The organism is Aneurinibacillus danicus (assembly GCF_007991215.1).
GTDB lineage: Bacteria > Bacillota > Bacilli > Aneurinibacillales > Aneurinibacillaceae > Aneurinibacillus > Aneurinibacillus danicus.
This window is the reverse complement of the sequence record NZ_BJXX01000013.1, coordinates 1-24,069: the sequence shown is the minus strand read 5'-3', so window position 1 is coordinate 24,069 and position 24,069 is coordinate 1. Positions and strand designations below refer to the sequence as shown.

Annotated in this window: 20 protein-coding genes; 17 read left to right on the top strand and 3 right to left on the bottom strand. The window is 49.8% G+C overall.

The genetic code is table 11. The features are described from left to right. Positions 1-117 precede the first annotated feature (117 nt). The 12 genes from ileS (at position 118) to pyrE (ending at position 15,516) form a co-directional block, all read left to right on the top strand. Complete coding sequence (ileS, locus tag ADA01nite_RS00940) at positions 118-2,889, top strand: isoleucine--tRNA ligase (protein ID WP_146808017.1); 2,772 nt, start codon at positions 118-120, stop codon at positions 2,887-2,889. Between the two features lie 32 nt (positions 2,890-2,921). Continuing rightward, the gene (lspA, locus tag ADA01nite_RS00935; RefSeq protein WP_146808136.1) at positions 2,922-3,389 is read left to right on the top strand and encodes a signal peptidase II; all 468 of its coding nucleotides are present in this window, start codon (positions 2,922-2,924) and stop codon (positions 3,387-3,389) included. Beyond that, the gene (locus tag ADA01nite_RS00930; protein WP_146808016.1) at positions 3,382-4,311 is read left to right on the top strand and encodes an RluA family pseudouridine synthase; all 930 of its coding nucleotides are present in this window, start codon (positions 3,382-3,384) and stop codon (positions 4,309-4,311) included. The genes lspA and ADA01nite_RS00930 overlap by 8 nt, the downstream gene beginning before the upstream one ends. Positions 4,312-4,560: 249 nt before the next feature. After that, complete coding sequence (gene pyrR / locus ADA01nite_RS00925; protein WP_146808135.1) at positions 4,561-5,121, top strand: bifunctional pyr operon transcriptional regulator/uracil phosphoribosyltransferase PyrR; 561 nt, start codon at positions 4,561-4,563, stop codon at positions 5,119-5,121. Between the two features lie 131 nt (positions 5,122-5,252). Further along, positions 5,253-6,626: a uracil-xanthine permease family protein gene (locus ADA01nite_RS00920; protein WP_146808015.1), complete on the top strand. Its 1,374-nt coding sequence runs from the start codon at positions 5,253-5,255 to the stop codon at positions 6,624-6,626. Positions 6,627-6,831: 205 nt separating this feature from the next. Beyond that, on the top strand, positions 6,832-8,130 hold the full coding sequence (gene pyrC, locus ADA01nite_RS00915) for a dihydroorotase (protein ID WP_146808014.1): 1,299 nt from the start codon (positions 6,832-6,834) through the stop codon (positions 8,128-8,130). Further along, on the top strand, positions 8,130-9,233 hold the full coding sequence (locus ADA01nite_RS00910; RefSeq protein WP_146808013.1) for a carbamoyl phosphate synthase small subunit: 1,104 nt from the start codon (positions 8,130-8,132) through the stop codon (positions 9,231-9,233). The genes pyrC and ADA01nite_RS00910 overlap by 1 nt, the downstream gene beginning before the upstream one ends. Continuing rightward, positions 9,217-12,444 (top strand): carbamoyl-phosphate synthase large subunit, encoded by a 3,228-nt coding sequence (gene carB / locus ADA01nite_RS00905; RefSeq protein WP_146808012.1) that lies wholly within the window; start codon positions 9,217-9,219, stop codon positions 12,442-12,444. Before ADA01nite_RS00910 ends, carB begins: the two co-directional genes overlap by 17 nt. After that, on the top strand, positions 12,437-13,234 hold the full coding sequence (locus ADA01nite_RS00900; protein ID WP_146808011.1) for a dihydroorotate dehydrogenase electron transfer subunit: 798 nt from the start codon (positions 12,437-12,439) through the stop codon (positions 13,232-13,234). The genes carB and ADA01nite_RS00900 overlap by 8 nt, the downstream gene beginning before the upstream one ends. Continuing rightward, entirely contained in the window at positions 13,231-14,163 is a 933-nt protein-coding gene (locus ADA01nite_RS00895) for a dihydroorotate dehydrogenase (RefSeq protein ID WP_146808010.1), read from the top strand. Before ADA01nite_RS00900 ends, ADA01nite_RS00895 begins: the two co-directional genes overlap by 4 nt. A 5-nt stretch (positions 14,164-14,168) precedes the next feature. Further along, complete coding sequence (gene pyrF, locus ADA01nite_RS00890) at positions 14,169-14,885, top strand: orotidine-5'-phosphate decarboxylase (RefSeq protein WP_146808134.1); 717 nt, start codon at positions 14,169-14,171, stop codon at positions 14,883-14,885. Continuing rightward, positions 14,875-15,516 (top strand): orotate phosphoribosyltransferase, encoded by a 642-nt coding sequence (pyrE, locus tag ADA01nite_RS00885; RefSeq protein ID WP_146808009.1) that lies wholly within the window; start codon positions 14,875-14,877, stop codon positions 15,514-15,516. The genes pyrF and pyrE overlap by 11 nt, the downstream gene beginning before the upstream one ends. Before the next feature lie 178 nt (positions 15,517-15,694). Here the strand turns inward: pyrE and ADA01nite_RS00880 are convergent, their stop codons facing one another. From ADA01nite_RS00880 to ADA01nite_RS22505, 3 genes are all read right to left on the bottom strand, one after another. After that, positions 15,695-17,683, bottom strand: a complete 1,989-nt coding sequence (locus ADA01nite_RS00880) for an oligosaccharide flippase family protein (protein WP_146808008.1) — start codon at positions 17,681-17,683, stop codon at positions 15,695-15,697. 10 nt (positions 17,684-17,693) lie between these two features. Continuing rightward, the gene (locus ADA01nite_RS00875) at positions 17,694-19,421 is read right to left on the bottom strand and encodes an Rqc2 family fibronectin-binding protein (protein ID WP_146808007.1); all 1,728 of its coding nucleotides are present in this window, start codon (positions 19,419-19,421) and stop codon (positions 17,694-17,696) included. 131 nt (positions 19,422-19,552) lie between these two features. Then, complete coding sequence (locus ADA01nite_RS22505) at positions 19,553-19,738, bottom strand: site-specific integrase (protein ID WP_371863520.1); 186 nt, start codon at positions 19,736-19,738, stop codon at positions 19,553-19,555. A 778-nt stretch (positions 19,739-20,516) separates the two neighbouring features. On the opposite strand from ADA01nite_RS22505, the gene ADA01nite_RS00865 reads away from it, so the two are divergent. The 5 genes from ADA01nite_RS00865 to tnpA all read left to right on the top strand — a co-directional run bounded on the left by ADA01nite_RS00865 (position 20,517) and on the right by tnpA (position 23,643). Further along, on the top strand, positions 20,517-21,032 hold the full coding sequence (locus ADA01nite_RS00865) for a helix-turn-helix domain-containing protein (RefSeq protein ID WP_170230053.1): 516 nt from the start codon (positions 20,517-20,519) through the stop codon (positions 21,030-21,032). Between the two features lie 175 nt (positions 21,033-21,207). Next, the gene (locus ADA01nite_RS00860; protein ID WP_146808005.1) at positions 21,208-21,804 is read left to right on the top strand and encodes a CGNR zinc finger domain-containing protein; all 597 of its coding nucleotides are present in this window, start codon (positions 21,208-21,210) and stop codon (positions 21,802-21,804) included. Positions 21,805-21,966: 162 nt separating this feature from the next. Then, complete coding sequence (locus tag ADA01nite_RS00855) at positions 21,967-22,530, top strand: HPP family protein (RefSeq protein WP_146808004.1); 564 nt, start codon at positions 21,967-21,969, stop codon at positions 22,528-22,530. Between the two features lie 150 nt (positions 22,531-22,680). Next, a complete protein-coding gene (locus ADA01nite_RS00850) occupies positions 22,681-23,022 on the top strand; it encodes a hypothetical protein (RefSeq protein WP_146808003.1) in 342 nt (113 codons plus the stop codon). A gap of 162 nt (positions 23,023-23,184) precedes the next feature. After that, entirely contained in the window at positions 23,185-23,643 is a 459-nt protein-coding gene (tnpA, locus tag ADA01nite_RS00845) for an IS200/IS605 family transposase (RefSeq protein ID WP_218029517.1), read from the top strand. Positions 23,644-24,069 lie beyond the last annotated feature (426 nt).

Genomic DNA, 24,069 nt, shown 5'->3' with positions numbered 1-24,069 from the left:
TTCTAGAATACACCAGATTTCTTCAAAGGGATATGTAGTAGCCTTCTCGTCCCGTTTAGATGGGCTGGGAAGGCTATTTTGTGATTAGTATACTTATCTGTGGGAGATGAATCGAGGATGGATTACAGTAAAACGCTGAAACTGCCAAAGACGGACTTTCCGATGCGGGGAAATCTGCCGACCCGCGAACCTGAGATGCAGGCATGGTGGGAAGAAAATAAAATATACGAGAAAGTTCAGGCACGCACGGGCGGGCGTCCGAAGTTCATTCTGCATGACGGACCGCCGTACGCGAACGGCGATATTCATATCGGCCACGCGCTGAATAAAGTGTTAAAAGACTTCATCGTCCGTTCCAAATCGATGTCCGGCTTCGACGCGCCGTACGTACCGGGCTGGGATACGCATGGTCTGCCAATCGAGCATGCGATTATTAAAAACGAGAAGATCGACCGCCATAAAGTAGGCATAGTCGAGTTCCGCGAACGCTGTGCGGACTATGCATACAAATACGTAGACAAGCAAAGAGACCAGTTTAAGCGCCTGGGTGTGCGAGGCGACTGGAAGAATCCGTATATTACGCTGAAGCCGGAATACGAAGCGCGCCAAATTAAAATCTTTGGCGAAATGGCCAAAAAAGGCTATATCTATAAAGGGCTGAAAGCCGTGTACTGGTCCCCGTCTTCCGAGACTGCACTGGCGGAAGCGGAAATTGAATACAAAGACAAACGCTCTGCGTCCATTTATGTGGCATTCCCGGTTATTCAGAGCAACGGTACGCTTGCGGAAGGCGATAAAGTCGTTATCTGGACAACCACACCGTGGACCATTCCGGCCAACCTGGCAATTGCGATTCATCCGGAGTTAGAATATTCTCTGGTCAAAGTGGGAGAGGATAAATTCCTCGTTGCTTCCGGCCTGTTAGAGAACGTAGCGAAAACGATCGGATGGGAAGGATATGAAGTGACGGCTACGTACAAAGGTGCCGAGCTTGAAGGTGTCGTATGCCGCCATCCGTTCTATGATCGCACTTCTCCGCTGCTGCCGGGTGAGCACGTTACGCTTGACGCCGGTACCGGCTGCGTTCATACGGCTCCCGGTCACGGGGAAGACGACTTCTATCTCGGGCAGAAATACGGTCTCGACGTTCTGTGTCCGGTCGACGGAAAAGGCGTGATGACCAAGGAAGCGCCGGGATTCGAAGGCGTATTCTATGAAGACGCCAATAAACTGGTTACAGAAAAACTGAGAGAAGCAGGCGCCCTGCTGCACTTAGGATTCATTACCCACTCGTACCCGCACGATTGGCGTTCCAAACAGCCAATCATCTTCCGGGCGACCGAGCAGTGGTTTGCCTCAATTGACGGATTCCGCGAACAGATGCTCAAAGCGATTAAAGAAGTGAAATGGATGCCGCATTGGGGCGAACAGCGTCTGCATAACATGATCGCGGACCGCGGCGACTGGTGCATCTCCCGTCAGCGCGTATGGGGTGTGCCGATTCCTATCTTTTACTGCCTGGATTGCAACGAACCGCTCATCACTGACGATACGATCAACCATATCTCCGAGCTGTTCCGCCGTGAGGGTTCTTCCGTCTGGTTCGCAAAAGAAGCGGACGAGCTGGTGCCGGAAGGAACGTCTTGCCTGCACTGCAGCGGTAAACATTTCCGCAAAGAGACCGACATCATGGATGTATGGTTCGATTCCGGATCCAGCCACGAAGCGGTGCTCCGCGAGCGCGAAGAGCTGGCATGGCCGGCGGATCTGTATCTGGAAGGCTCCGACCAGTATCGCGGCTGGTTTAACTCGTCGTTGTCGACTGCGGTAGCCGTGTACGGACAGGCGCCGTACAAAGCGGTGTTAAGTCATGGCTTTACATTGGACGGAGAAGGCCGCAAGATGTCCAAATCGCTCGGCAATGTCATCGTGCCGCAGAAGATTATGGACCAGCTTGGCGCTGATATTCTGCGCCTGTGGGTGGCATCCGTGGATTATCAGGCAGACGTGCGCATCTCTGACGGTATATTGAAGCAGATTGCGGAAGCATACCGTAAAATCCGCAACACATTCCGCTTCCTGCTTGGCAACCTGGAAGGATTCGATCCGAAGACGGATCGCGTACCGTATGAGCAACTGGACGAGCTGGATCGCTATATGGCGATGAAAAACCAGAAGGTAATCCAGAAAGTACGCAAAGCGTATGAAGAGTACCAGTTCCATACGGTATACAATACGATTCACAATTTCTGCTCGATTGAGCTGAGCTCCTTCTATCTTGATATCTCGAAAGATCGTCTCTACGCGGATGCGGAGAAATCGCTCCGCCGTCGTTCCGCACAGACGGTAATGTATGATATCCTGCTGGATCTTGTGCGTCTGGTAGCACCGATCATCCCGCATACGGCGGATGAAGTATGGAAATACATTCCTGGAACTGAAGTAGAAAGCGTGCAACTGACCGATATGCCGGATGTAGACGCGAAGCAGATCGATGAAGCGCTTGAAGCAAAATGGGACCGTCTGGTGGAAATCCGCGACGAGGTCAACAAAGCGCTCGAAGAAGCGCGCCGGGAGAAGACAATCGGCCAGGCGCTTGCCGCTTCTGTAGCAATTTACCCTGGTGAAGCGGTAGAAAAAACGCTGAAGGAAGCGGAAGAGCGGCTGAAGGAATTGTTTATTACCTCGCATGTTGCGCTGCATCCTTCGTCTGAATCGGCGCCGGAGCATGCTGTACAGCTTGAAGGTCTCGCAGTTGTCGTTACGCCGGCGGAAGGCGAGAAGTGCGAGCGCTGCTGGGTTATCACGCCGGAAGTAGGGCATGACGAAGCTCATCCTACCCTGTGCACACGCTGCGCAACAGTTGTAAAACAGGAAGTAAACGCGTAAGCTTAAGCGCGAAGGCGGGAGGAAATCTGTTGATTTACTATTATGTGATTGCGCTGCTTGTTTTTCTGGCGGATCGCGTGACGAAATGGCTGGTCGTAACCTATATGGAACTCGGCCAGTCCATTCCCTTGTGGGAAGGCGTATTTCATTTGACTTCTCACAGAAACCGGGGAGCAGCGTTCGGGATTTTGCAAAACCAGCGCGCCTTCTTTATTGTGATTACCCTGGCGGTTATTGTCGGGATTGTATGGTATTTACGCAGGGTGTACAAAGAGAGTGCCCTTGTTTCCTGGGCGCTGGCGCTTATCCTGGGAGGAGCGGTCGGCAATTTTTACGACCGTGTACTGACCGGACAAGTGGTGGATTTCTTTGATTTTACGCTGATTCATTTTCCGATTTTCAATGTGGCCGATTCGGCAATTGTTATCGGCGTTGGACTGTTTGTGATTGACGGCTTGCGAGAGCTACTGGTGAACGGACGGGATCGAAAATATGAATAACGAAGAACGCTACGAACGTCATGATTGGACTATAGAGCCGGAAGACGCCGGAGAGCGTGTGGACAAATTTTTGGCCACCGTGCAGGAGGACTGGTCACGCAGTCAACTGCAGGGCTGGATTAAAGATGGCTTGCTTACGGTAAACGGCAAACCGGTCAAGGGAAATTACCGGCTGCAGGAAGACGACGAGGTAGCCCTGACGGTACCGCCGGCGCGCGAAGTTGATATTAAGCCGGAGAATCTCCCCCTTGATGTCGTATATGAAGACAGCGATGTCATTGTAGTGAATAAGCCGCGCGGGCTGGTTGTCCATCCGGCGCCGGGGCATTATTCCGGCACGCTGGTCAATGCATTGCTCTATCATTGCCGTGATTTGTCCGGTATCAATGGCGTGCTGCGTCCCGGTATTGTGCACAGGATTGATAAAGATACATCAGGCCTTCTGATGGTTGCCAAAAACGATAAAGCGCATGAATCGCTGGCTCGCCAGCTCAAAGATCATACGGTGACGCGCCGTTATGTGGCGCTTGTGCACGGTGTTATTCCGCATGAGAAAGGCACGATTGATGCACCGATCGGACGTGATCCGAAGAATCGGCAGCAGATGGCAGTCGTTTTTGAACACAGCAAGCCTGCGGTTTCGCATTTTGTCGTGTTGGAACGTTTTAAGAACTACACGCTGGTTGAGCTGAAGCTGGAGACCGGACGTACGCACCAAATTCGTGTCCATATGAAATACATCGGCTATCCACTGGTCGGAGATCCAAAATATGGGCCGAAGAATCCATTTGCGATTGAAGGCCAGGCCCTGCATGCGAAAACGCTCGGGTTTACTCATCCGACAACGGGTGAATACTTGGAGTTTCATGCACCGCTGCCGGCTGATATGGAACAAATGATTACGATGTTAAAACTTGAATAAAAAGGATTGACAGTTTTAAGATTTCATGTCATACTTCATTTAACTAAAAAGCAACCTTTAAATCAGTCCTGTGAGGCTGGCAAGGAAATCGGATGAGTTCGGTAGAAGTATAGGTGAAATTTGTCTCACCTTGTCTTTTGCTGAACCCAAAAAGCTTTCTGCCCCTCGCAGAAAGCTTTTTTTGTGTCTATCTTATAGTTTATGCACAAAATAATTCTAACTCTCAGTTAGGAGGGAAGCATGACGACGATGAGTGAGTGGAAAGAAAAAAACGTACTTCTGGATGAAGCTGCGATGCGACGGGCGCTGACCCGTATCGCCCACGAAATTATCGAGCGCAATAAAGGCGTAGAAAACTGTGTGCTCATCGGCATCCGTACGCGCGGCATCTATCTGGCCCGGCGGTTGGCGGAACGTATTCAACAGATTGAAGGCCAGACTGTCCCGGTCGGTGAGCTTGACATTACGCTTTACCGGGACGATTTGACCCGGAAGCAGGATCAGCCGATGATTAAAGGCAGCGATATTGAGGAAGATATCACGGACAAGAAAGTCATTCTCGTTGACGATGTGCTATTTACAGGCCGGACGGTCCGCGCTGCGCTGGATGCATTGATGGACGTCGGGCGTCCGCAGATGATTCAACTGGCGGTGCTGGTGGACCGCGGACATCGGGAACTGCCGATTCGCCCGGATTATGTGGGTAAGAACGTGCCGACTTCCAAAGAAGAAATGATTGGGGTAGAGCTTGCGGAAGTGGATCATCGCGAGTGTGTGACGATTTTAGAGAAAACAGGAAGGAAGAAGTAGAGATTTGAAGAAAAAGGCGGGTCCCCTTTTTTACTCTCCTGTCTAACCTCTTACCTTCTACATTATTTTCCTGAAAAACCAATACACCTTTAACTCAGCACTGTGAGGCTGGTAAGGAAGGAGAAACAACCATGCCAAAGAAAGATTATGTTGACGTACACGAAACGCCGGCGATTCAGAAACTGATTCCGCTGAGCCTGCAGCACCTGTTCGCCATGTTCGGCGCCACCGTGCTGGTGCCGCTACTGACCGGGCTGGACGTATCGGTCGCGCTTCTGACGAGCGGGATCGGAACACTATTGTTCCTGCTGATTACAAAAGGGAAGCTGCCAAACTATCTCGGTTCTTCCTTCGCATTCATCGGTCCGATTATTACCGTAAGCGCAAGCCATGGTGTCGGTACGGCCATGCTTGGCTGTTTTATCGCCGGCCTGGTATATCTAATTGTGGCACTTATCGTGAAATCAGCAGGAGTTGAATGGCTGAACCGCCTGCTTCCTCCGGTTGTCATTGCTTCGATTATCATTGTCATCGGCCTGAGCCTGTCCGGTGTGGCGGTAGGCTGGGCGCTGAACGACCCGCTGAGCGACGCGGCGAAGCCGGCGTACTCGTTGGGCGCGGTGGAAGTGGCATTCGTGACGCTCGCTGTGACGGTCATCGCGATGATTTTCTTCCGTGGCTTCCTGTCTGTGCTGCCCATTCTCACCGGGATGATAATAGGATATATTTATACGCTGGTTCGCCATCCTGAATGGATTGACTTAACGAGCGTAGCCAGGGCCCCGCTCTTCATCACGCCAAGCATGTGGATGAAAGAGCACTTTGTAACCGGACAAGTGCTGGATGCCTTCACGTCTCCGGCCTCCTGGATGGCAGCGCTCATTATTGCGCCGGTCGCGTTCGTAACGCTGGCGGAGCATATCGGCCACCTGCTGGTGACGGCCAACATCATGAACCGTGATTTGATGCGCGACCCTGGTCTGCACCGTTCGCTCGCAGGCGACGGAGCAGCGGTCGTTTTCGCTTCATTCCTTGGCGGTCCGCCGAGTACGACATATGGGGAAAATATGGGGGTTCTGGCGATTACCAAGGTATACAGCCGCGCAGTTATCGCCGGTGCAGCTTGCTTCGCCATCCTGTTCGCCTTCGTCGGCAAAATCGGCGCATTTCTTATGACAATTCCGAAGCCTGTCCTGGGCGGTGTAACGATTGTGCTGTTCGGTATCATCGCAGCACAAGGTATGCGCATGTACGTAGAGCATAACATCGACTTTGCACATAAGCGAAATATGGTGGTTGCGGCGATTGTGCTTGTAACCGGAATCGGGGGATTCAAATTGGACTTCCACGAAGTAACGTTCAGCAACTTCATTGCCAACTTGACCATCGATAACATTGCGATGGCTACCTTCCTCGGCATTGTGCTGCATGCGGTGCTGCCGGGCAAGGAAGTCGCTTTTGGAGATACAAAAAAAAACGAACAACCGCATAGACAAGCATCATAATCATCCTTTAAAACAGTCCCGTGAGTCTGGTAAGGATGCCGTGATGTATGTGAAGTAGGAGAAGGCGGCCTGTTCCCGCATAAATTTTGGTGCATGGGAAAGACGGGCTCCTTATTTCCGAATGCATATACGACAGGGCTTCTTACCCCGGCAGGACGGTAGGAAGCCTTTTTTATAATCAAAAATTACGCACGGGGGGAGAACCATGGGTACAATTTTGCGAAATGGTCAATTGCTTATAAGTGGAGAGCTGGTAACAAAGGACGTTTTAATCGAGGAAAACATGATCGCCAGGATTGCGGACAGCATTGACGGGGTCGGTCACGAGGTTATCGATGTGCAGGGCAAACTGGTTACCCCGGGCTTTATCGATATGCATGTTCATCTGAGGGAGCCGGGATTCGAAGCAAAAGAAACGATTGCGACCGGAACGGCGTCGGCTGCCCGCGGCGGTTTTACCACGGTAGCATGTATGCCGAATACGCGCCCGGTCACCGATACGCCTGAAGTGGTGCAGCAAATTCTTCGCAAAGCAAAAGAAGAAGGCAGCGCCCGTGTGCTGCCGATAGGTGCCATTACGGTGCGTGAGCTTGGCAAAGAGTTAACCGACATGGCGGCGTTGAAAGAAGCCGGCATCGTCGCCGTATCCGATGACGGGGTAGGCATACAGACAAGTCAAATGATGAAAGATGCAATGAAGATGGCAACGTCGCTCGGTTTGCCGGTAGTAGCGCACTGTGAAGATGACAGTCTGGCTGAAGGCGGATGCGTGCACGAAGGTATATTCAGCGAAAAGCACGGCTTAAAGGGCATCCCGTCGGAGGCTGAATCGATTCATGTTAGCCGCGACATTCTGCTGGCGGAAGCCACGGGTACACATTACCATGTATGTCACATTAGTACCGCCGAGTCGGTGCGTCTCGTTCGGGAGGCGAAACAGCGCGGCGTTCGTGTAACGGCAGAAGTATGCCCGCACCATCTTCTCCTGTGCGATGAAGACATTCCGGGTTTGGACGCCAACTATAAGATGAATCCGCCGCTGCGTTCCCGCCGCGACCGTGATGCGCTGCTTGAGGGATTAAAAGACGGTACAATTGACATGATTGTAACCGACCATGCACCGCATACGGCAGAAGAAAAGCAGCGGGGCATGGAACTGGCGCCATTCGGTATCGTCGGCCTGGAAACTGCGTTCCCGCTTCTATATACGAAGCTGGTGCTGCCGGGCGCATTCACCCTGCAAGAAATTGTCGACCGAATGACGAAAGTGCCGGCGGATGTATTCAATCTGCCATGGGGCGTGCTCGAAGAAGGCGCTGTGGCCGATATAGCGGTGATTGATTTGGAAACGGAAAAAGAAGTAGATCCTACTACATTCTTAAGTAAGGGGCGTAATACGCCATTTACAGGCTGGAAGCTGAAAGGCTGGCCGGTGTTGACCATGCTTGAGGGCCGCGTAGTATGGCAGGCGGAAGAGATGAACAATGAAGGAGCGAGACCATAATGACCAAACAAGCGAGACTCATACTGGAAGACGGCACGGTATTCATCGGGACTTCATTCGGCGCGGAAGAAGAGTCGCGGGGAGAAGTTGTATTTAACACCGGAATTACCGGCTACCAGGAGGTACTGTCTGACCCGTCGTATTGCGGACAGATTGTTACGATGACCTATCCGATGATCGGAAATTACGGGGTAAGCCGCGATGACTTCGAATCCATTCGCCCGTTTGTACACGGGTTCGTCGTACGGGAACACTGTGAAGTGCCAAGCAACTGGCGCAGCGAGCAGACGATTGCCTCTCTTCTCAAAGAATATAACATCCCTGGCATCGCTGAAGTCGACACGCGCAAGCTGACACGGATCATCCGCCAGCATGGTACGCTTAAAGGCATTATTACGACTTCAGATGAGCCGGTGGAGGCGTTGCTTGAGAAACTTAAGGCACCGCTGATGGAAGACCAGGTGGCCCGCGTGTCTACGAAGAACTTATTCCCGGTGCCGGGACGGGGTCCGCGTATCGTGCTTGTGGATTTCGGTGCGAAATACGGCATCCTGCGCGAGTTGACCAACCGGGGCTGCGATGTGATTGTCGCTCCGTACAATGTTACGGCTGATGAAATTCGTCGCATCCGTCCGGACGGAATTCTGCTCTCGAACGGACCCGGAGATCCGAAGAGCGTTCCGGAGGCCATCCATATGATTCAAGAGATTCTTGGCGAGTACCCGCTGTTCGGTATTTGCCTGGGACATCAACTGTTCGCGCTGGCGTGCGGCGCCGACACGGAGAAGCTGAAGTTCGGGCACCGCGGTGGCAATCATCCGGTTAAAGAGCTTTCAACCGGCCGTACACACATCACTTCACAAAACCACGGCTACACCGTGACCGCCGATTCGGTAATGAATACGGACCTGGAAATCAGCCATATTGCGTTGAATGATGGCACAGTCGAAGGGCTTACACATAAAAAATATGCGGCATTCTCTGTGCAGTATCATCCGGAAGCCGCGCCGGGACCATATGATTCGAACTATTTGTTTGACCATTTTCTGGAACAGGTAACCACATTCGTAAAGGGGGAAAAAGCGCATGCCGCGACTCGATAACATCAAGAAGATTCTTGTCATTGGTTCTGGTCCGATCGTCATCGGTCAGGCCGCGGAATTCGATTACGCCGGGACCCAGGCTTGTCAGGCGTTAAAAGAAGAGGGGTATGAAGTCATCCTGGTCAACAGCAATCCGGCGACCATTATGACCGATACCAACATGGCAGACAAAGTATACATCGAGCCGTTGACGAAAGAGTTTGTGGCGCGCATCATTCGCCAGGAGAAACCGGACGGTCTGTTGGCTACGCTTGGCGGACAGACGGGTCTGAATCTCGCCATTGAACTCGATGAAGCAGGTATCCTTGAAGAGGAAAATGTGCTGTTGCTCGGCACAGATTTAGAAGCAATCAAAAAAGCGGAAGATCGTGAGCTGTTCCGCAGCCTCATGCAGGAAATCGGTGAACCGGTGCCTCCGAGTGATATCATTCATACGGTGGAAGAAGCGTTGGCGTTCGCCGAGCGCATCGGCTACCCGATTATCGTTCGCCCCGCGTACACGCTGGGTGGTACGGGCGGCGGCATTGCAGCCGATGAGGAAGAACTGCGCGAGATTGTGGCCAGCGGTTTGAAGTACAGTCCGATTACGCAATGCCTGGTCGAAAAAAGCATTGCCGGTTTTAAAGAAATTGAGTATGAAGTGATGCGCGACGCAGTTGACAACGCCATTGTCGTGTGTAACATGGAAAACATCGACCCGGTCGGCATCCATACAGGCGACAGTATCGTAGTGGCGCCGAGCCAGACGATTTCGGACCGCGAATACCAGATGCTGCGTTCCGCGTCGCTGAAAATTATCCGCGCGCTTAACATCCAGGGCGGATGTAACGTGCAGCTGGCGCTCGACCCGAACAGCTTCCAATACTATGTCATTGAGGTAAACCCGCGCGTGAGCCGTTCCTCCGCGCTGGCGTCCAAAGCGACCGGCTATCCGATCGCGAAGATGGCGGCGAAGATTGCCGTCGGCTATACGCTGGATGAGCTGAAAAACCCGGTTACCCAGCAGACGTACGCCTGCTTCGAGCCGACGCTGGACTATATCGTTACAAAGATTCCGCGCTGGCCGTTCGATAAATTTATCTCCGCCAACCGCAGGCTGGGTACGCAGATGAAAGCGACCGGTGAAGTCATGGCCATTGGACGTACGTTTGAAGAATCGCTGCACAAAGCAGTTCGTTCTCTTGAAATCGGTCTGCATAGCCTGGAGCTGCCGGAAGCGAAAGAAGTAAGTCAGGAAGAGTTGGAACGCCGCCTGGTGAAAGCGGACGACGAGCGTCTGTTCCTTATCATGGAAGGATTGCGCCGCGGCATGACGGAAGAGCGAATCCATGAGCTGACGAAAATCGACTATTTCTTCCTTGCGAAGTTCGGAGGTATCGTCCGCTTTGAGAAAGAAATGGAGGAAGCGGTGATTTCCCGCACATTCGACAGAAACATGTTGCGCCGGGCAAAGCGGATGGGCTTCACCGACCGCCGCATCGCGGAAGTAACCGGAATTGCGCTCGCCGATATCGAAGCGCAGCGTAAGGATGCTGGCATCATCCCGGTATACAAAATGGTTGATACGTGTGCGGCCGAGTTCGAAGCCGCAACGCCATACTACTACTCAACGTATGAAGATGAAGACGAGCGGGAGGAAACAGGCAAACCGCGCGTCATCGTACTTGGCTCCGGCCCGATTCGCATCGGTCAAGGCATCGAGTTTGACTACTCCACCGTACACGCTGTCTGGGCGCTGAAAGAAATGGGCTATGAAGCGGTTATCGTCAACAACAACCCGGAGACGGTTTCGACCGATTTCAGCACATCCGACCGTCTGTATTTCGAACCGCTCTATATTGAAGACGTGCTGCATATTATCGAGAAGGAAAAACCGGAAGGCGTCATCGTGCAGTTTGGCGGACAGACGGCAATCAACCTGGCGGCGGATCTTGAAAAAGCCGGCGTAAAAATTCTTGGCACCAACCTGGCCAGCATCGATACAGCGGAAGACCGTGAGAAATTTGAAAAGCTGCTGCGTTCGCTCGACATCGCGCAGCCGCCGGGCAAAACCGTCACGACGGTTGATGCGGCTGTGGAAGCGGCGGCATCGCTTGGCTATCCGGTACTCGTTCGTCCGTCGTACGTACTGGGCGGTCGTGCCATGGAGATTGTCTACAACGAACAGGAATTGCTAACATACATGCGTGAGGCAGTAAAGATTAATCCGGAACATCCGGTGCTTGTGGATACGTATCTCATGGGCGCGGAAGTCGAAGTGGACGCAATTAGCGACGGTGAAAATGTGCTCATTCCGGGCATCATGGAACATATTGAACGGGCCGGCGTCCATTCCGGCGACTCGATTGCCGTCTACCCTGCGCAGACCATCTCGGCACAGTTGAAAGAAGAATTGATTGACATGACAACCCGGATTGCACGCGGGCTCAATATCAAAGGTCTGCTCAACATTCAGTTTGTCATTCACAAGAGCAAGGCGTATGTGCTGGAGGTAAATCCGCGTTCATCCCGTACCGTGCCGTTTTTAAGTAAAATCACAAACCTGCCGATGGCCAATATCGCGACGAAAGTCATTCTTGGCCACACCATTCCGGAACTTGGCTACACGCCGGGCTATCATCCGGAAGCGGAGCACGTATCGGTCAAAGTGCCGGTATTCTCGTTTGCTAAGCTGCGCCGTGTCGACACGACGCTCGGACCGGAGATGAAATCGACCGGTGAGGTAATGGGCCGTGATAAAAACCTCGCTAAAGCGCTGTACAAAGGCCTGATTGCCTCAGGCATGAGCATTCCGACACACGGATCGCTGCTGGTAACCGTCGCAGACAAAGACAAGGAAGAAGCGCTTGATATTATCAAAGGCTTTAACCAGCTTGGATTTAAACTGCTCGCCACGGAAGGAACGGCACGTTACCTGGAAGACAAAGGAATGAAGGTAACCCGCGTCCGCAAAGTTAACGAAGCTTCGCCGAATATGCTCGATATTATCCGCAAAGGCGAAGCCAGCTTCGTCCTCAATACGCTGACCAAAGGCAAAACACCGGAACGTGACGGATTCCGCATCCGCCGTGAATCGGCGGAGAACGGTGTCGTCTGCCTGACATCGCTTGATACGGCGCGTGCGCTGCTGCGCGTACTTGACACCATCACGTTTGGGGCAGAGTCAATGCCACGATTTGAAGCGGTAAAGGAGGCGTATGTGCATGGATAAGGGCGTGGTGACCGTCGTATCCAACACGCAGGTGGCAGAACGGATTTTCCGTCTGGAAGTGGAAGGTGAACTGGTGGGCCGCATGACACGGCCCGGCCAGTTCATTCATGTGAAGTGCGGCACGGGCATCGATCCGCTGCTGCGCCGACCGATCAGCATCTGTGATGTGGATGCGGACCGCCAGAGACTTACGATGATATACCGGGCGGAAGGGCATGGAACGCGCGTATTGAGCGAATACGTACCGGGCCAGCCGCTCGATATTCTCGGTCCGCTTGGCCGGGGTTTTCCGGTTACAGAACGGCAGGACGGCGAGCATGCGTTGCTCGTCGGCGGCGGCATCGGTGTTCCGCCCCTGTACTACCTGGGCAAGGAACTAAAAAAGCGCGGGGTGCGCATCACATATGTCATCGGCTTTGGCACGGCTTCACAGGTATTCTTGGAACAAGAACTGGCTGAGTTGGGGGATGTGCATGTTGTGACAATGGATGGCACGGCCGGTGTAAAAGGGCTGGTTACCGATGTATTAACCGCAGATTACGGACTGGATGCGTCGGATTGGGATGTGCTGTATTCATGCGGCCCGCTCCCCATGCTGCGTGCCCTGCAGAATACGTACCAGGCCGCAGGCAAAGAAGGATACATTTCGCTTGAGCAGCGTATGGGCTGCGGCATCGGTGCGTGCCTGGCCTGCGTTTGCCCTGTGCAGGAGCCGGGAGAAGGCAAGAAATATCGAAAAATTTGCTCGGATGGCCCGGTCTTTACGTTCGGGGAGGTGCAACTGGTATGACGACATCAACATCAAACCGTCTGGCAGTCAATATCGCAGGAATTGAAATGAAAAATCCGGTCATGCCGGCGTCCGGCTGCTTCGGCTTCGGAAGGGAATATGCACAATTCTACGATTTAAACAAGCTGGGTGCCATCGCCGTAAAAGCGACCACAGTAGAAGAGCGCCAGGGGAATCCGACGCCGCGTGTGGCGGAAACACCCGGTGGTATGTTGAATGCAATCGGCCTTCAAAATCCGGGATTAGATGATGTGATGGCACATGAGCTACCATGGCTCGAACAGTTCACTGAGCTGCCAGTCATTGTCAACGTGGCGGGTACGGTAACGGAAGATTATGTGCGGGTGAGTGAGCGGATCGGCGAGGCGCCGAATGTGGCGGGCATTGAACTGAACATTTCTTGTCCAAACGTGAAATGTGGCGGAATTACATTCGGCACGGACCCGGACATTGCGGCGCAACTGACGGAGGAAATTAAGAAAGTCAGCAAGGTGCCTGTATTCGTTAAGCTATCTCCGAACGTTACCGACGTGGTTGCCATTGCAAAAGCGGTGGAAGCGGCGGGAGCGGACGGACTCAGCATGATTAATACGCTGCTCGGCATGCGAATCGACTTGAAAACGCGCCGTCCGGTGCTGGCCAATGGGTCAGGCGGCCTGTCGGGACCTGCGATTAAACCGGTGGCGATTCGCATGATTTATGAGGTCAGCCAGCAGGTCAACATTCCGATTATCGGCATGGGCGGCATTCAATCGGCGGATGATGTCATTGAGTTCTTCATGGCCGGTGCATCGGCGGTGGCGGTCGGTACGGCCAATTTCGTCGACCCGCTCATCTGTCCGGCAATCATTGAAGAACTGGAAGCAAAGCTTGATCAATACGGCGTCGAATCTATCGGAGAGCTGACGGGAGCGGGGTGGAAACGGTGAGTGAAATGAACGGACGAATTATGGTGGCGCTCGATTTTCCGGGCGCTGTGGAAGCGGACCGCTGTGTCGGCATACTGGAAGGAACAGGTGTTTATGTTAAGATTGGCATGCAACTGTATTATGCGGCAGGACCGGATTACGTGCGGCAATTGAAAGAGAAAGGGTATTCGATTTTCCTCGATTTGAAAGTGCACGATATACCGAACACAGCCAGAGGCGCCATGCAGAGCATAGCCGGACTGGGTATCGATATGGTCAACGTTCATGCGGCAGGCGGCCGGAAGATGATGGAAGCGGCGCGCGAGGGTCTGGAAAAAGGGACCCCGGCCGGTGGAAAGCGCCCTCTCCTTATCGGTGTGACGCAGCTGACCAGCACCACCCGGGAAATGATGAACGACGAACTGGGCATTGAGGGAAGTGTGGAAGAGTGTGTCGTCCGCTACGCGCGGCTGGTACAGCAGGCGGGCTTAGATGGGGTGGTGGCGTCGCCGAAGGAAGTGCCCCTGATTAAAGAAGCATGCGGCGCGTCATTTTTAACCGTTACGCCGGGCATTCGTCCGAAGGGAACGGATACGGGCGACCAGCATAGAATCACCACCCCTGAAGAAGCATTTAAGCTAGGGTCCGATTTTATCGTGATTGGCCGGGCGATTACGCAGGCGGCAAATCCGAAACAAGCGCTGCACGATATTTTAGAAGGAGTGAAGCAATATGCCAACTAATACAGATACAGCACGACAAATTGCGGAAAAGCTGCTGGAGATTGACGCCGTGGCCCTGCGTCCGAATGAGCCGTTCACTTGGACATCAGGCATCAAAAGCCCGATTTACTGCGATAATCGAATGACAATGTCCTATCCTGAAGTGCGCCGTTTGATATGCCGCACCTTCGCTTCGCTCATTCGTGAAAAATATTCAGAGGCGCAGGTAATTGCCGGAACGGCGACAGCGGGTATTCCGCATGCCGCATGGCTGGCTGATGAGTTGAATCTGCCGATGGCCTATGTGCGCTCGAAGCCGAAGGGACACGGCAAAGGCAATCAGATTGAAGGCAAACTCGAAGCCGGAGCTAAAGTTATTGTCATTGAAGATTTGATTTCAACCGGTGGAAGCTCCATTGAAGCTGCACGAGCAGTACAGGAAGCAGGAGGAGAGGTGCTGGCAGTACTGGCAATCTTCTCTTACCAATTTCCGGCCGCAGAGCAGGCATTCGTAGAAGCGGGCTTTCCGTTTGAGACGCTCAGCAACTATACCGCGCTGCTCGATGTCGCCCAAGAGAAAGGCGCCATCCGCCCGGAACAGCTTGACACGTTAAGAGCCTGGCGGGAAAACCCACGCGAATATAAAGGATAATAGATAGAATCTGTAGGCTTAGGTTTAGCTATTAGATAAAAACGAAATTCAGGATGAGAAAACCATTCAGCAAATCCAGATAGAGATAAACAAAATTGACAGGCTTCTAAAAAAGCTGGAGGATGAATGGAAGTGGTAAACGAGTATAGCGAACGGTAAAAAAGCGGACCTCCAATAGTTAAGGAAGTCCACTTTTTTGTTGCTGATTTACAGGATCGATATAGGCAGGCACAATCCGATAGCGGGCCAGTAGATGGTAGGCTTTCTGGGCCGCGCGCGGGAAGTAGCGAATCTCCTGTACATCGATACCTTTAAGTCGGAATAGGGCGATACCATATCCAGCCAGGCTGAACACCGCGATCACAGCCGATTCGATACCGAAGAACAGAAACGCAGGCATAGATACTAAAGGCTGTACTTTAAACCCGGCCCACACAATCGTAAGTCCGATAGCGCAGAGCAGCAGGGATGAGAGCAGGAAACCGCGCCACTTCTCACCGAGAATCGTCAGGCGCGTATAACGGTTAATTGCCCGCAGATTCAGTGCCATTACTACGATAAAGCAGAACGAGGTCGCCATGATGATGCCATAAATACCGAACAGCGGCGCGAGGGCATAGTTGCCGCCCCATTTAACGAGAATCCCTACCGCTACATGCCGCATGGGCAAATCGGTTCGTCCCAATCCCTGCAGGATGCCGGACGATGTCATCATGAGAATCTGAAATATCGTGCCGAAGCATAAGAATGCGATAATCCAGGCCGCTTTCGTATACGTGGCTTCCGTATTGCTGAATAGAAAGCCGTTCACCGGATAGGCAGCCACAGTAAGATAGAGTGCGGCCGGAACACCGGTAATAAGCGCCACTCTAAGCGCCATAGAACTCATGCGCTGCACTTCCCGCTCATCGCGGCGTGAATGTGCTGACGAGACGACCGGAATAATCGAAGAGCTGAGCGCAATGGCGAGAATAATCGGCAGACCGGCCAGCGACTGCGCGCTGCCGCCGAGAATGCCAAGCGTATCCATCGCCTCTTTATAGGTATGGAGCTGCTCGGTGAAAAAACGGACCGGTACAGCCGGAACGTTTGTATTTTCGGCATATTCAAACGGTCCGAGTATTTTGTTTCCTACCTTGACGTCCGAGCCGAGTGTCAGTGTTTCTTTGACCGGACCGCGCTCATAGAATACGCGTTTTTTATCCGGCTCCCATGTTAATTTGGCACCCATCGCCTGGCTGACCGCCTCAAGTGGCACCATGGTGGTATTGTTATTGTGCAGGTACGGTGCCACCGGCAGGACAATTTCTTTATCTCCGATGGTCGCTTCCTTGTGACCTACCGCGAAAGAAACCCGCTCTTCCTGCGGTGTCAACAGGCGCAGCGATGTCGAAGTATCAATGAAGTAGATGAGCGGGACCGCGAGCGCCGACAGCGTAATCGGCAGCGACAGCCGGATCATCTTGCTGTAAATTTGCCGGTATGTCAGTTTTGTGTGCGATTTTTGCGAAGCAAGCTGTTTCTTTTGTTCAGCCCGCCGTTTTTTATAAAAGTATATCATGACGCCGCATGCGGCGATGCTGCCGGTTACCGCGCCGAACGAGGCACCGGCTACGGCCACATCTTTGTTATAGCCCCAATGGAGGAGAATGAGCGGCAGCGCTACCGCCGTCGCTACACGCAAAATTTGCTCCATAATCTGCGACAGTCCGGTCGGCTGCATGAATTGCAGACCCTGGAAGTATCCGCGCATGATGGCGATAAGCGGGAACAAGAGCATGGCCGGCGCGATGGCGCGGATGGCCAGGTCCGCCTGCGGCGCCAGTGCGTATTCGGCATAGTATGGAGCAATGATCATCATGAACGCGAACATAATAAAGCCGGTTACGAGCGCGAAATTGCGGGCCGCCTTGTAAGTCTGGTAGGCTTCAAGGTACTTGCCAATCGCCGTATATTCCGAGATTTGTTTGCTCAGTGCGCTCGGCACCCCAAGGGTGGCGATGATGAGCAGCATGCTGTAGATGTTATACGAGATGGTATAAAGCGTCATCCCGTCATTACCCATAATATGCTGAAGCGGGACGCGCTGCCCGACGCCGAGCACGCGCGAGATGATCGCCGCCAGCGTTAGTATGAGCGTGCCTTTCAAAAACGAATTTTTTGACATCCTTCATTCCTCAAGACGTTGTGGTTTTAGTTTTTGTAAGCGCCTGGATGATTTCATCATCTAGTGTCACGAACAGCGTTTTTTGCTGTTCATAGATAACGAATCCGGGTTTGGCGCCCTTCGGTTTTTTAACATGGCGAACAAGCGTATAATCGACCGGTACCTGGCTGGACTGGCGGGCTTTGCTGTAGTAAACGGCCAGCATTGCCGCTTCCCTTAACGTTCTCTCGCTGAAATTATCGCCGCGGATGACTACATGGGAGCCCGGAATGTCTTTTGTATGCAGCCACGTATCATTCGGACTTGCCAGCCGGTTGGTCAGATAATCGTTTTGTTTATTGTTTTTGCCGACATAGATGACGGCGCCTTCGCTTGATGTGTAGCGTTCAAGCACCGGATTTTTCGGCTTTCCCTTTTTTATTTTGCCCGGCCTTGCGCGCAGGTAGCCCTGCTCGGTCAGCTCTTCGCGGATATCTTCAATGTCCGCGAGGCCGGCATTCTCGATCTGCTGCAGCACGGTATCGAGATAGCGTACTTCTTCTTCCGCCGCAGCAATCTGGTCATCGACGACGGCCAGGCTGTTCTTCGCCTTCGTATACCGCTTGAAATAGGCTTGCGCGTTTTCGGCCGGTGTAAGCGCCGGATCAAGCGGAATGTTGACGAGCGGGGCTTCTTCCTCGTAGTAGTTTACCACGTTTGCCTCAGTTTGGCCTCTGGTAATTTGATAGATATTCGCCGTAATTAGTTCACCGTAGATTTGGTAGATGCGGGCATCTTCCGCCTGACGTTTCGTATCAAGTAGTTTCTCGATTTTTTTCTCGTTTTTATTCCGTTCATTAGCAACCAGGCGGGCCAGGTCATGTACGCGCTGCTTAACCGCATCCCGTTCCGCTTTGCCGTGATAGAACGCCTCGAGGCATTCGCTTACCCCGGTAAACGTCTCGCTGCTTTCCGCCGATAAGTGTGTTAAAGCCACGACGGAAAAATGCTCTTTATTCTCCGTACGCACAAGCACAGGAATATAATCGTGACGGCGTGCAGCCTCCATTATTTCAGTGAAAGAGGTCCAAAGCGCTTCCCGTGTCGGCAGACCGGCACGGTGGACAATCTCGTTTGCAATAAGCGGGCTGATGCCTTCGAATGAGCCAACAATTTGCTTGGCGATTTTTCCTTCATTGAACTGAATACGACGTATGAAATCATCTTTAGTCGCCGTCAGCGGATTAAGTTTATTCTGCGGCGGCGGAGCTACGTACGGACGGCCCGGCAGGATGACCCGGTAGCGGCTTACGGCCGGTGTAACATGGTGCAGTCCGTCATGAATAAGGCCGTTCTGCGGGTCCATGAGAATCAGATTGCTGTGTCGCCCCATAATCTCGAGGACGATCCGCTTTGTCCGATCATCGCCGAGCTCGTCGCGTCCGCGGATATCAATATGGATGATCCTTTCCATATCCACCTGACGAATTGTCTCGATAATAGCGCCCTCGCAGTATTTGCGGAGCAGCATGCAGAACATTGGAGCCTCCAGCGGATTTTGGTAGCTTGCGTTTGTCATATGTATGCGCGGAAAGCTCAGGCTTGCCGAGAGAAGCAGGCGTACATTGCCCCTCCGCGTCCGTACTTGCATAACAATCTCTGTATCTGTCGGTTGATAAATTTTCATAATTCGCCCGGTAGCGAGCCTTTCATTCAGCTCATGAGCGACCGCGCGTGTCACAATTCCGTCGAATGCCATAGGTATCTCACCTTTCTACTACAATAGAAACAGTATAGTATCAAATCATAAACAATGTAAACCTTGGTAAATCAAGGTTTTCGTCGTATGTCCTTACTACGGAAAGGTGAATTGACCACATTTTGACCACATTATGATCTTTGAGATGCATTTTTTAGCGCCGCGTCAAAGTTTTTTGCCAGGTTTTCCTGCATGCTCGGTAATACATGAGAATACGTTCCGAGCGTAATTGAGATATCTGCATGCCCCAATCGTCCGCATACAACTTTTGGATTTTCTCCCAGCAGCAATAGAAGGGTGGCATGAGTATGTCGCAAATTATGGAACCGGATGATCCTTTTTGCTTTATTCGATGTGCTTTTAGCAGGTCGCAATTCTTCCAGCGTAAAGCTAAAATTTCACCTTTTCGCATGCCTGTATAAATGGCTAACGTATAAATTATACTATAAACTCTTCGATTGTCCTCTTTGCGTTTAGCTACAGTGCACAAAAACGCATTCACTTCTTCCATTGTCCAGGTACTTGCCTGTTTTTTCTCAATGCGTGGAGGCGTAACCAGGGTAGCGACATTTTTCCGTTATCATATAACAAGATCCGTAAAGATGGATAATGGGAAAAAAGCTTTGTCTCTTTCTGCATGTAAGATGTGACAAAACGGCCAGGTTTTATGAGTAAATATCTGAAGGGGTCACACTGGAAATGGGTATATGAGACAGGGAGTAATAAAAAGGTGGGGGCGTAATGACCTCCCCTTTTCTGATTAGGGGACCATGGTTATGATAACCATGGAGAGAATTAACTGTGATTTTTAATTAAAATTTTATACCTTCACTTTTCCCCTGCTGTAGTAGACCGCAGTCAGCGTTGTCCTGAACAAGCCTGTCTGTCTTACAACCTCAGCTAACGTTCTCACCCCATGCTTTGCTATCAGAACTGGTAAGATCGATTTAATCACTTGAATCACCTAAATAAACAATAGTCTATTTATTTTTGCTTTATATTGTACATAATGGTGAAAATTAGGTCAAAAACCAAATAAACAATATATTATTTATTATGAAGTGGATATGGTATTTTAAATATGAGGTGTTATGTATGATAAAGTGTAATTTGGCTGTTTTGATGGCAGAGAGAGGACTAAAAATCGCCGATATTGCCAGTGGAACGGGGATGTCACGGACAACCATCAGCTCGTTGATGAACCACAATGCGAAAGGAATTCAGTATGATACGTTTAATACCCTGTGCGAATTCCTTAAAGTGTCACCAGGGGAACTGTTCATTTATGAGCCATTCAAATTTAGCTTCGAAGTGAAAGAAGTAGAGGAGAGGGAGAACGACTTCCTGTTTAAACTGGAGGCGGATATTACGTACAAGAAGCAGGTGTTACAGGAAGTGATGCCGGCCAGTGTGATACTGGACATGGATGAAAAGGACGAACTCTGTTATGTTGGGATTGAAGTCAACTATTCCGAGGAAATGACACAGCTGATCGCTCCGATTCCCCGCATGTTCCATAAGGATATGGAGGAGGAAATTAAAGAGGCGATTATGGAGAAGCTGGCCCAGACGTACTCTTTTGCAGAGGATATCATGGTTACATTGAAATAGAAGGGGAGTCAAAAGTTTTTTTAAAAGGCTCTGTTAGACTTCATTGTTGATATTCGGTTAGTGGCATTCTTTATGTCCTATAATCTCGGATATGTAAGTAAGCTGCTTCAATTGAAGTATCTTGTCTTGTTTTATTAGAAAATTTAAGTAAGATTTTTACAAAGGGAGGTACATCATGGCGGAGACAAAAAAATTCCCGCTTATATCCGGACACCTTTCTCTTGATTTAGTAAACACTGAAGTTATAAGACGTGGGCAGCGTTATGACTTATTGATATCCGAAAAAGATTTAGCTGATTGGATAAAGATAATGAAAGAAACAAACTCCATAATTGATGATGAGCTTATATCTAAATCAGAAGATAGACTGGATAAGACATTACATTCGCTTCGTGAATTACGTTCCTTTTTAAGAAGTGATTTTGAACGGATCGCAGATGGATATCAAATTTCAGATGAATGGGTATCTTCTTTGGAAAGAATGATTAGAAAAGCACCGTTTTCGTATAAATTGACCCCGAATAAACTTCTTCCGTCTCCAATAGGACAACCTGAGGATGCGTTCGTTTCACTTATTGCATATGATGTATTAAACTTACTTGATAAGAAGAGATTACATTACCTTAAACGGTGTACAAATCCTGATTGCGTATTATTGTTTATAGATGAAAGTGGAAGACGAAAATGGTGTGCTATGGAAATATGTGGTAACAGAAAGAAAGTTGCACGCCATCAACAGCGAAAAAGAAAAGAAAACTCTAAAGAAAAATGATAAAAAGAGTGGTTATACTCAAAAAGCTTAAATCCATTGGGTTTAAGTTTTTTTATTGTGTTAATTATCTAATTATTATTTAAACTAACCATAAAATTAACTTTTGACCGGTTATTAAAGATGGGTTATTATGGAATCAAAATGATAAGGAGGTTGAATTAAATGATATCTAAAAATCAAACCGTTATTGACCAAGAGAAAGTGGTAGGTATATCCCGTCGCATTTATTTTTCTAAAATGAAAGGCAAAGGAAAAAGCACTCTAAGCGTAAATGTTAAAGATGCTATGACAGGACTTATTGGAGGATTCATAACTATCTTTGTCCTTGCTTACCTGACACAAGTCACATCTACATCTTGGTTAATGGCTCCTTTTGGAGCAAGTTGTGTATTAGCATTTGGTATTTGGAATGCTCCTCTATCTCAACCGAGAAATATAATTGGTGGACATTTTATTTCTACATTAGTGGGATTGATTGTCTACCACTTTTTAGGTAATGATACCTGGACGTTAGCTTTAGGAGTGGGAGCAGCTATAGCATGCATGATGATTACGAAAACGACGCATCCACCTGCTGGGGCAGATCCGATAGTGGTTATATTAGGGGCGTACACATGGAATTACTTAGTTACTCCTGTATTAATTGGCTCCATAGCTATTGTTTTAATAGCTTTATTAGTAAATAACTTACGTAGTAATCGTGAGTATCCTACTTTTTGGTTATAATCAGATATTTAAGTATTGAATAGAAATAGCAGTTTTAGTAAAGAAACATCAATTCATCTACAAAATAAGGTTCTATAACGTCGCTTCTGTAAACAAACCTTCTATTCTAATGGTATAATTAACCAAAATGTTAAGGATGGAAGGTGCTATATGATTAATATAGGACTACTGCTTCTAGGTTTTATTCAGCTTTTTACAGCAATAATCACTTTTATGAATAAGTCAAGTTTATTCGGAATTGCACCATTACCAAAAGAATTGTCTCATTATCGCTATATGCTTACATCACTTTGGATATCTGTAGGAATTATATTTATTATGGGTTCTTGGAACTCTGTTATAGCTCCAGGGGCGGCTTTATTAGCTGTTATTAATGTTATCCTAGAGGTGGTCTTTTATTGGAAGAGTGATTTTCCGAAATGGTACACAATCTTAGGCACAATTGTGATGGGAGGGTTGGGTATTTGGAGTAGTTTTTCTATTTCTTTTTAGGAAATGCGGACGGGAATCCTCTGCCTCTTTAGATGAGAGTTCGCTTTGCCCGAATCACCTTTTTGGGGATGACAAGGGCAAAATTTTTAATACTTTTCTTGACTATATGTAGTGAAAAATATTTGATAAAATAGATGGTAAATAGCCTTTCATACTATATGTATGAAAAAATCTACCATAAAACATGCTCGAACTTGTGTCTACAATGTCAATTATCATATCGTTTGGTCTGTAAAAGATCGAAGAAAAGTGTTTACTACCGAGATAGAATGCTATCTGAAAGACTTTTTTCAAGAAGTTGCACAGGAAAGAGAGTTTGAAGTCGCGATGATGGAAGTGGGTGAACAAGACCACATTCACGTTTTTGCTTCTGCTCATCCGAAGATTGCCCCTTCGTATATCGTGAAAATGCTAAAAGGAATTTCTGCCCGTAAATTGTTTTTGAAGTTCCCACAACTGAAAAAGAGACTATGGGGTGGCGTAATGAAGAAAGCACGCTACTATTTGCTTCGTCGCAGAGAGAAAGGGTTTGGCTCTGCTCGCGTTGTTTATCGCTATGAATTAATTCGCTGGAACGAGTTGCATAAGTGGCAGCGGTGCGGATGGAAAGTGATTGTATAGAATCGGTCGCCCGCCGGGGAGACTCGGTGGGTGGCTCGTAAAGCAGTGATATTACGAAGAGTATTTCACATAAGTAGCAGCGTTACAAATAAGGACATGCCAAGGCAAATAAACAAATCTAATTTCCAATGAGTCTTTGCAAACGGACTCCATTTACCTCCAAAGAGACTAAATGCACGCGAGATTGAAAAAAAGATAATGAAATACATCAAAAATGTGAGCAACATTTTAATCACTTCCTAATTTCAAAATAAATATCGAAGTAATATACCCGAAATAAAAAGGCCGGTATTAGACCGGCAAGTGAAAGAGGTGTGCCCTAATACACTGTTACTTCTCTATTAGAGAAATAACAGAAAACCACCATGGCGTCTCAGCCGCAACCCCGATATGAAAATCATGGGAGAGAGGCTGACTTTTGTGGTA